Raw genomic sequence first — 10,495 nt, forward strand, 5'->3', positions numbered from 1 at the left:
CTCGTACACCAGGAAGAGCGGGGGCTGCGAGCCGGACGGACGGATGGCGATTGCGCGGTCGCTCTGGACCCGGGTTTCCGGGCCGGAAACGCGCGCGGCGAGAGATTCCACCGTGGGATGCGAGAACAGGTGCGCCAGAGGAGCCTCCACCCCCAGCACCTGCCGCATCCGCGCGATCACCTGCACCGCCAGGAGCGAGTGCCCGCCCAGCTCGAAGAAGTTGTCGTGGCGCCCCACCCGCTCAACGCGCAGCAGCTCCGACCAGACCTCCGCGAGCGCCTGCTCCGTCTCGCCCACCGGCGGCTCGTAGCCGCGCCGCGCGAACGCGTCGCCCTCCGGCGCGGGGAGCGCCTTGCGGTCCACCTTGCCGCTGGGCGTCAGCGGCATTGCGGCCAGCCGCACGTATGCCGCGGGGACCATGTGCTCGGGGAGCCGCTCGGCCAGGTGCGCGCGGAGCGGCTCCGCCCCCGTCTCGTCGCCGACCACGTACGCCACCAGCCGCCTGTCGCCCGGCGCGTCCTCTCGCGCCAGGACGGCGGCCTCGCGCACCGCCGGGTGCTCCAGCAGCCGCGCCTCGATCTCGCCGGGCTCTACGCGGTACCCGCGCACTTTCACCTGTGCGTCGGTGCGGCCGGCGAACGCCAGTGCCCCTTCCGGCAGCCATCGGCCCCGGTCGCCCGTTCGGTACAGCCGCGCGCCCGGCTCGCCCGAGAGCGGGTCGGGAACGAAGCGCTCCGCGGTCAGCGCCGGGCGGTCCAGGTATCCGCGAGCCACCCCCACGCCGCCCACGTACAGCTCGCCGACGACGCCGATCGGCACCGGCTGCATCCACGCATCCAGCACGAACACGCGGGTATTGGCCGCCGGCGCGCCGATCGGCGTCACCCGATCGCCACGCGCCGTCTCGGGCACGTCGTGGAGGGTGGCGCAGATGGTGGTTTCCGTGGGCCCGTACCCGTTGATGATCCGCAGCCCGGGGACGCTCCGCCGGATCTCCGCCAGCAGCGGCTCAGCGATCGGCTCCACCCCCACCAGCAGGCGATGCAGCCCGCTTCGCCCGGGCGATTGGACGACGCGCTCACGCAGCTCGGAAAGGAAGTACGGCGGCAGGTAGGCGCTGCGTACCTGGTGCGCCTCCATCCAGTCGAGGAAAGCCCCGGCCTCCAGCCGCACTTCGTCGCGGGGGATGCAGAGCCGCCCGCCGGCCAGCAGCGCGGAGAAGATCTCGTAGACGGAGACGTCGAAGCTGGTGCTGGTCCACAGGCTGCACCCGTCGCCCTCGCCGATTGGCGCGCGGCGCTGCACGTCAGCCAGCAGGCTCGCCACGCCGCGGTGCGGCACCGCGACGCCCTTGGGAAGCCCGGTGCTGCCGGAGGTGTAGATGGCGTAGCAGAGGTGGTCGGGCGAGAGCCCGGCCGGCCGCGGCTCGGTGACGGGGAGATGCGCCCACGCCGCGTCGTTCGCGGGGTCGAGCACCGGCACGCCGGCATCCGCGAACCGCGCCGCCAGTGGGCCCGACGCCAGCAGCACCGCGGGACGGCTGTCGGCCAGCATGTAGCGCAGCCGCTCGTCCGGGTACGATGGATCCAGCGGCACGTACGCCCCGCCGGCCTTGAGCACGGCCAGCATCGCCACCACCATCTCCACCCCGCGCTCCAGGCAGAGCGCCACCCGCGTGTCAGGCCCCACGCCGAGCGTGCGGAGGTGGTGCGCCAGCCGGTTCGCGCGCGCGTTGAGTTCGGCGTAGGTGAGCTCGTCACCGTCGAAGACGACGGCCACCGCGGCCGGCGTCCGCCGCGCCTGCGCCTCGAACACCTCGTGGATGCACAGCTCCCGCGGATACGCCGCATCGGTCGCGTTCCACTCCTCCACCACCAGGCGCCGCTCGCTCTCCGGCAGCAGCGGGAGCGCGTCCACGGGCTGGCTCTCGTCGGCGGCCATCGCCTGCAGCACCCGGCGCAGGTAGCGGGTGTAGCGCTCCACCGTTGCCCGTTCGAAGAGCGCCGCGGCGAACGTCACGCTCCCGGTGATGCGCCCGCCCGCCTCTCCCAGCGCGAGAGACAGGTCGAACTTGGCTGTCGCCGCCTGCGACGCCGGGGCCACGCCTCCCGCCCGGGGAGCGTGGAGCTCCGGCCCGGCCTCGGACGCGCTCTGCCAGGCGAACATAACCTGGAAGAGCGGCGGGTGCGCCAGGCTGCGCGCCGGACGCACGAGCTCCACCACCTGCTCGAACGGGATGTCCTGGTTCTGCTGCGCGCCCAGCGCCCGCTCCCGTACCTGCTCCAGCAGCTCCCCCACGGTGGGCGGGCCGGAAAGGTCCACGCGCAGGGCCAGCGTGTTGACGAAGAAGCCGATCAGTCCCTCGATCTCAGTGCGCCCCCGGTTGGCGCTGGGCGTGCCGACGACCACGTCGTCCTGCCCCGAGAGGCGCCCCAGCACCGCGGCCCACCCCGCCAGCAGCGTCATGAAAAGCGTGGTGCCGCGGCGCTGGCCCAGCGCCTTCAACCGCGCCGTGAGCTCCTCGCCCAGGTCGATCCCCACGGTGCCGCCGGCATGGTCCTGTCGCAGGGGGCGCGGATGGTCGGTGGGCAGCTCCAGCAGCGCCGGCGCACCGGAGAGCGTCTTCGTCCAGTACTCCGCCTGCTCCCGCAGCACCTCGCCATTCACCCACTCCCGCTGCCACGCCGCGTAGTCCGCGTACTGCACCGGCAACGGGGGGAGCGGATCGGGATCGCCGCGGCGAAAGGAGTCGTAGAGCGCACCCAGCTCCCGCGTCAGCACCCCCATGCTCCAGCCATCGGAGACGATGTGGTGCATCGTCAGGAGCAGCAGGTGGTCGTCTTCCGCCAGCCGGATTAGACGGCCGCGGATCAGGGGGCCCTGATCCAGGTGGAAGGGCGCGCCCGCCTCCTCCGCCGACAGCCGCCGCAGTTCCGCCGCGGGTTCCGGATACCCGCGCAGGTCGTGCTCCAGGAGATGAAACGCGCTCTCCTCCGCAATCCGCTGCACCGGCTCGCCGTCCACCTCCACGAACGTCGTGCGCAGCGCCTCGTGGCGCGCGAGAATCGCATCCAGCGCACGCCGCAGCGCCGCGCGGTCCAGCTCCCCGCCGAACCGCAGGCGCATGGGGATGTGGTACGTATCGCCCAGATCGTCGAGCTGCTCCAGGAACCAGAGGCGCTGCTGCGCGAAGGAGAGCGGCAGCCGCCCGGCCCGATCCACCCGCCGGATCGGCGGGAGCCCGGCGCTGGCCGCGTTCCCGATGGCGCGCGCGAGATCCGCCAGCACCGGGCGCTCGAACAGGTCGGCGATCCCGACCTCCGCGTCCAGCACCTGACGCATCCGCGATATCACACGCACCGCGAGCAGCGAGTGCCCGCCCAGCGCGAAGAAGTTGTCATGGCGGCCCACCCGCTCCACTCCCAGCACCTCCGCCCAGATCCCGGCCAGCGCCTCTTCCGTTTCGCCCACCGGCGCGGCGTACTCGCCGGCCGCGTAGGCGTCCCCTTCCGGCGCCGGAAGCGCCCGGCGGTCTACCTTGCCGTTCGGGGTGAGCGGGTACGCCTGCATCCACACGTACGCCGCCGGCACCATGTACTCCGGCAGGCGCTCGGCGAGATGCGCCCGCAGCACATCCACCGCCACCGGCTCATCCCCCAGGTAGTACGCCACCAGCCGCCGGTCGCCAGGTGCGTCCTCGCGGACGAGAACCACCGGCGCGCGCACGCCCGGGTGCTCCGCCAGCCGCGCCTCGATCTCGCCCAGCTCGATTCGGTAGCCCCGCACCTTCACCTGGAAGTCGATCCGGCCCAGGTATTCGAGCACAGCAGTGGGTGAGTGCGTCAGTGCGTGAGTGCGCACGGCCTTCACTTCCGCACTAACGCACTCACGCACTTCCGCACTTTGTTTCCACCGTACGCGGTCCATCACCCGGTACATCCGGCTCCCAGGCGCGCCGAACGGGCAGGGAACGAAGCGCTCCGCGGTCATCGCGGGATGGTTCGCGTAGCCTCGCGACAGGCCGTCGCCCGACAGGTAGAGCTCGCCCGTGACGCCGACCGGCACCGGCTGGAGGCGCGCATCCACCACGTACGCCTGCGTGTTCGCCACCGGCGTGCCCACCAGCACCTGGTCGGCGCCGCGCGGGACCACGTAGTAGGTGGAGTAGGTGGTGTCTTCCGTCGGCCCGTAGAGGTTTCCGACCTTCTGCACCGTGTCCAGCGCGTACAGCCCCTGCGCCAGCGCGTTCGGCAGGGCTTCGCCACCCAGATTCAGTGTCTTCACGCTCGCCGGGATGCCCCCGCCCCGCAGCAGTTCCGCCGCCGCGCTCGGCACCATGCTGACGTGCACGATTTCTTCCTCGACCGTGGCCAGCTCCAGCGCGTTCTCCACCAGGACCAGCTTGCCGCCCCAGGCGAGCGTGCCGAACACCTCGGCGATGGAAACGTCGAAGTTGATGGAGGTGGAGAAGAGCACCGACGAGCGCTCCTCATCCGTCACGTTCTCCCGCAGCCAGTGCAGCAGGACGACGACGGACGAGTGGCGGATCATCACCCCTTTCGGACGGCCAGTGGACCCGGAGGTGAAGATGACGTGAGACAGGTTCTCGGGCACGACGCCGGACTCGAACGCCTCGACGGATTCCGCCGCGATGGAGTCGCGCTCGCGATCGATCAGGAGCGTGGCCGCGCCTTCCGGCAGGCGGTCGGCCAGCCGCGACTCGGTGATGACGACCGTCACCCCGGCGTCCTCGAGCATGTAGCCCAGCCGCTCGCGCGGATACGCGGGATCCAGCGGCACGTACGCGCCACCCGCGCCCAGCACGCCCAGCATCGCGGTCACGAGATCCAATGTGCGCGGCAGGCAGATGCCCACGCGCACCTCCGGCCCCACGCCACGGCGCGGCAGCGAGTTGGCGATCTGGTTCGACCGCGCCTCCAGCTCCGCGTACGTCCACCGCTCGCCGCGGCAGGAGAGCGCGATGGCGTGCGGCGTCCGCGCCGCCTGCGCGCGGAACAGGTCGTGGACGCGGACACCATCGGTGGGATACGCGCGGCCCGTCGCGTTCCACTCCTCCAGGACGAGGCGCCGCTCGGCATCGGGCAGAAGCGGGAGCGCATCCACGCGCTGGAGGTCGTCGGCGGCCATCGCCTCCAGCACCCGGCGCAGGTACGCCAGGTGGCGCTCGATGGTGGCTTGCTCGAACAGCGACGTGGCGTACACCAGGCTCCCCACGATGCGCCCGCCCGACTCCCCCAGCGCGAGCGACAGGTCGAACTTCGCCGTCGTCTGCGACGCCGGTCCCACGCCTCCCGTCTTGGAGCCAGGGAGCGCCGGCCGGGCCTCCGACGCGCTCTGCCAGGCGAACATCACCTGGAAGAGCGGCGTGTGCGCCATGCTGCGCGCGGGCTGAACCAGCTCCACCACCTGCTCGAAGGGGATGTCCTGGTTCTGCTGCGCACCCAGCGACCGCGCCCGTACCTGCTCCAGCAGCTCCGCCACGGTGGGCGAGCCGGACAGGTCCATGCGCAGGGCGAGGATGTTGACGAAGAAGCCGATCAGCCCCTCGATCTCCGTGCGGCCGCGATTGGCGCTGGGGGTGCCGACGACCACGTCGTGCTGTCCCGACAGGCGGCCCAGCACTACGGCCCACCCCGCCAGCAGCGTCATGAAAAGCGTGGTGCCGTGGCGCTGGCTGAGCGCGTTCAGCCCCGCCGTGAGCTCCTCGCCCAGGTCGATGCCCAGCGCGACCCCGGCGTGGTCCTTCCGCGCGGGACGCGGATGGTCCGTTGGCAGCTCCAGCAGCTCGGGGACGCCGGCGAGCGTCCGCTTCCAGTACTCCGCCTGCGCGCGCAGCACCTCACCGGCCACCCACTTCCGCTGCCAGGCCGCATAGTCCGCGTACTGGATCGTCAGCGGCGGGAGGGGGTTCTCCTCTCCCCGGCGGAAGGCGGCGTAGAGGGTGCCCAGCTCACGCGTCAGCACCTCCATGCTCCAGCCGTCGGAGACGATGTGGTGCATCGTCAGGAGCAGGAGGTGGTCGTCACCGGGCAGGCGGACCAGGCGCCCGCGGATCAGAGGTCCGTGCTCCAGGTCGAAGAGCGCGCTCGCCTCCTCCGCCGACAGCCGGCGCAGCTCCGCTCGTGCGCGGGGGTGCTCGCGCAGGTCGTGCTCCACCAGGGGAAAGGTGCCCGGGGGCGCGATGCGCTGAACCGGCTCGCCCTGCACCTCCACGAAGGTGGTGCGCAGCGCCTCGTGCCGCGCAAGCACCGCGTCCAGCGCACGCCGCAGCGCCGGCAGGTCCAGCTCCCGGCCCAGCCGCAGCTGCGTGGGGATGTGGTACGTGTCGCCAAGGCCACCCATCTGCTCCAGGAACCACAGCCGCTGCTGCGCGAAGGAGAGCGGCAGCCGCCCACCGCGGTCCACCGGCTCGATGGGTGCCGTCACCGGGCTGCGCTGGAGCTTGGCGGCGCGGGCGAGCTTGAGCAGCTTTTCCGCGCTGGTAACGGACGGGGGCAACGTCATGGGGCGAAAACGAGGGTCGCGGTGAACGGGCCGGCGCGGCCCGTCAGAGTCGTGTTTGGCAAACGGCGCGAGGAGCCCCTCGCGCAGACGCGCGTCACCCCTCGCACGCGGCGCGATCTTCGGCGAGGAGCCGGGCGAGCACGGCCACGTGGGGCGCCTTGAGCGCGGTGATGTGGTTGCCCGCGCCGATCGAGAACACCAGCCCGGGCGCCCACTTCCGCCATCCGCGCTCGACCTCGGCGAACTGCGCGCGGTTGGCGGCCTCGTCCTTCGCGGGATCGTCCACGAGCACCAGGCGCAACCGGCCGGGGTAGACGCCCGACGGACGGTAGGCGGTGCGCAGGCACCGCGCGAACGTCCGGAAGGGGCCGGCCAGCACGTCGGGCGCCGCGCGCGCGCCCAGGAGGCCGAGCCCGACCATCTTCCCGTGAAGGAGCTTCAGCCACCCGGCTTCATCCCGCGAGGCAACGTCCGCAGGCCCGATCCCCAGGGACCGCTCCGTGGCCAGCTCCAGGACCTCCACCAGCTTCAGGAAGGCTTCCCCGCCGCCGTACTCGCGGACGACGGCATCGGAATCGTCCGGCACCTCGCTGTCCAGAATGGTCAGCGACGCAACGGGGCGTCCGGCCGCGTGGAGCCGCAGCGCCATCTCCAACGCCACCCATCCGCCAAAGGAGTGGCCCAGCAGGTGGACGGGCCCCGCGGGGCAGGCCTCGTGGAGCGCGCGGAGGTAGTGCTCCGCGGCCGCCTGCACGGTGGTGTGGGGCGGCGCTTCCCCGTCCACCCCGCGCGGCTGCAGCCCGTGCACCGGCACGGAAGGGTCCAGCGCCATCAGCAGGTCGACGACGCTGGTGACGCCGCTTCCCGCCCCCGGCACGCAGAAGAGGGGAGCGGCACCGGCCGCGCCGCCCTGGAGCGTGACGAGCGGCGAACCCGCCCCGGAGGACGGCGGCGGCGCGCCCTCCCCTGCCCCGCCGAGCGCGCGCGACAGCGCCTCGCCGAGCGCGGCGGCGTTCGGCGGCTGCATCATCGACAGGTGCGTTCCCGGCACGGGGATCACCCGGAGCAGCCGCTGCGGGTGGAAGGCGCCCCAGCCGCGCGTGGGGTCCACCTCGGGGCTCTGCTGGGCCGGGAACTGGTGGATCAGGACTGGAATCCGCAGCGGCGAGTACTCGCGCAGGGCGGCCTGGTGGCCGCGCAGCCGGTCGCGCACTGCCCGGGCCTGCGCCACGGTGACGTGGGGCGGAAGCAGCCCCTCGCCGCGGCACCTCTGGACGAACGTCCCCAGGTCCTCGTCCCCGCCCGCCGCGGCCTCTTCGCCCCCGTCGCTGGGCAGGGTGTCGGCGGTGCGGAGCGCGTTCAGGATGAGCGCGTGGTCGAGCCCCCAATCGCGAGATTCGGGGGGTCCGTCAGCGGCACGAGCGTGGGCGGGATGATAGCTGTCGAACATCCCCACGAACTCCACGATCTCGTCCCGTCCGATCAACTGCGCGGCGACCTCGTACGCGAGCACGCCCCCGAACGACCAGCCGGCGACCCGGTACGGCCCCGCGGGCTGCACCTCGCGGATCATCCGCACCAGCCGTGTCGCCATCCCTTCAACGGTCCGCAGGGGTACGTCCGCGGGGGCCGCCGGCAGCGCATACACCGGGATGTCGCCGTCCAGGTGAGGATGGAGCACCTGTGCGTACGCTGTTGATCCCGCTCCCTCGTGCACCAGGAAGAGCGGTGGCTGCGAGCCGGACGAGCGGATGGCGATCGCACCATCGCTCCCGGCCTGGAGTTCCGCACCGGAAACGCGCGCGGCGAGCGATTCCACCGTCGGATGCGAGAACAGGTGCGCCAGCGGAGCCTCTACCCCCAGCACCTGCCGCATCCGCGAGATCACCCGCACCGCTAGCAGCGAGTGCCCGCCCAACTCGAAGAAGTTGTCATGGCGGCCCACCCGCTCCACGCCCAGCACCGCAGCCCAGATGGCGGCCAGTGCCTCCTCCGTCTCGCCCACCGGCGCCGCGTACTCGCCGGCCGCATAGGCGTCCCCTTCCGGCGCGGGGAGCGCCCTGCGGTCCACCTTTCCGTTCGGGGTGAGCGGGTACGCCGCCATCCACACGTACGCCGCCGGCACCATGTACTCCGGAAGGCGCTCGGCGAGATGCGCCCGCAGCGCATCCACCACGACCGGCTCCTCCCCCAGGTAGTACGCCACCAGGCGCCGGTCGCCCGGTGCGTCCTCGCGGACGAGAACCACCGGCGCGCGCACGCCCGGGTGCTCCGCGAGCCGCGCCTCGATCTCGCCCAGCTCGATGCGGTAGCCGCGCACCTTTACCTGGAAGTCGATCCGGCCCAGGTACTCGATCTCCCCGGCCGCGCGCCGCCGCACGCGGTCCATCACCCGGTACATCCGGCTCCCCGGCGGGCCGAACGGGCAGGGGACGAAGCGCTCCGCCGTCATCGCGGGATGGTTCGCGTAGCCGCGCGACAGCCCGTCGCCCGTCAGATAGAGCTCGCCCGTTACACCGACCGGCACCGGCTGGAGGTGCGCATCCACAACGTACGCCTGCGTGTTCGCCACCGGCGTGCCCACCCGCACCTGGTCGGCGCCGCGCGGGACCACGTAGTAGGTGGAGTACGTCGTGTCCTCCGTCGGCCCGTAGAGGTTGCCGACCTTCTGCACCGTGCCCAGTGCGTACAGCCCCTGAGCGAGAGCGTTCGGCAGGGCTTCGCCGCCAAGGTTCAGCGTCTTGACGCTCGCCGGAATGCCCCCGCCGCGCAGCAGTTCCGCCGCCGCGCTCGGCACCATGCTGACGTGCACGACTTCTTCTTCGACCGTCGCCAGCTCCAGCGCGTTCTCCACCAGCACGAGCTTTCCGCCCCAGGCGAGTGTGCCGAACACCTCGGCGATGGAAACGTCGAAGTTGATGGAGGTGGAGAAGAGCACCGACGCGCGCTCCTCGTCCGTCACGTTCTCCCGCAGCCAGTGCAGCAGGATCATGACCGAGGAGTGGCGGATCATCACCCCCTTGGGACGGCCGGTGGACCCGGAGGTGAAGATGACGTGCGACAGGTTCTCGGGCAGGACGCCGCTCTCGAACGCATCGGCGGATTCCGCCGAGATGGCCTCATTCTCAACGTCGAGCAGGAGCGTGGCCGCGTCCTCCGGCAGGCGATCCGCCAGCCCCGACTCCGTGATGACGAGCGCGACCCCGGCGTCCTCGAGCATGTAGCCGAGCCGCTCGCGCGGATACGCGGGGTCCAGCGGCACGTACGCACCTCCCGCACCCAGCACGCCCAGCATCGCGGCCACGAGATCCGGCGTGCGCGGCAGGCAGATACCCACTCGCACCTCCGGCCCCACGCCACGACGTCTCAGCGCGTGGGAGATTCGGTTCGCGCGCGACTCCAGCTCGGCGTACGTGAGCCGCTCGCCGCGCCAGGAGAGCGCGACCGCATCCGGTGTCCGCACAGCCTGCGCGCGGAACAGGTCATGGACGCGCAGACCGTCGGTGGGATACGCACGTCCCGTCGCGTTCCACTCCTCCAGGACGAGGCGCCGCTCCGCCCCGCGGACGATCTCCAGCCGGTCTACTGGCTGGCTCTCGTCCGCGACCATCGCCTCGAGCGCGAGCCGCAGGTATCCGACGAAGCGCTCCACCGTGGCCGGCTCGAAGAGCGCGGCGGCGTACGTCAGGCTCCCCACGATCCTCCCGTCCTGCTCCAGGAGCGCCAGGGACAGGTCGAACTTCGCCGTGGTCTGCGCGGCCGCCCCCGCCTGCGCGGCCGGTGGCGTCTGCGACACGGGTGCCGGCGCCGCTCTCCCGGACGTCTGCGCCAGCCCGGAAAGCTCAAGCTCGTTCTCGGGCGCGTTCTGCCAGGCGAACAGCACCTGGAAGAGCGGAGTATGCGCCAGGGAGCGCGCTGGCCGCACCAGCTCCACCACCTGCTCGAAGGGGATGTCCTGGTTCTGCTGCGC

Annotated in this window: 2 protein-coding genes; both read right to left on the reverse strand. The window is 72.1% G+C overall.

What is annotated here, in order from left to right; all coding sequences use genetic code 11:
• The coding region (locus VIB55_RS17255) for an amino acid adenylation domain-containing protein (RefSeq protein ID WP_331877911.1) at window positions 1-6,525 on the reverse strand (6,525 nt) is incomplete at its 3' end.
• Window positions 6,526-6,619: 94 nt separating this feature from the next.
• A partial coding sequence (locus VIB55_RS17260) for an amino acid adenylation domain-containing protein (protein ID WP_331877912.1) occupies window positions 6,620-10,495 on the reverse strand: 3,876 nt, incomplete at its 5' end.

Origin of the sequence: Longimicrobium sp. (assembly GCF_036554565.1) — a bacterium.
Classification (GTDB): Bacteria; Gemmatimonadota; Gemmatimonadetes; order Longimicrobiales; family Longimicrobiaceae; genus Longimicrobium.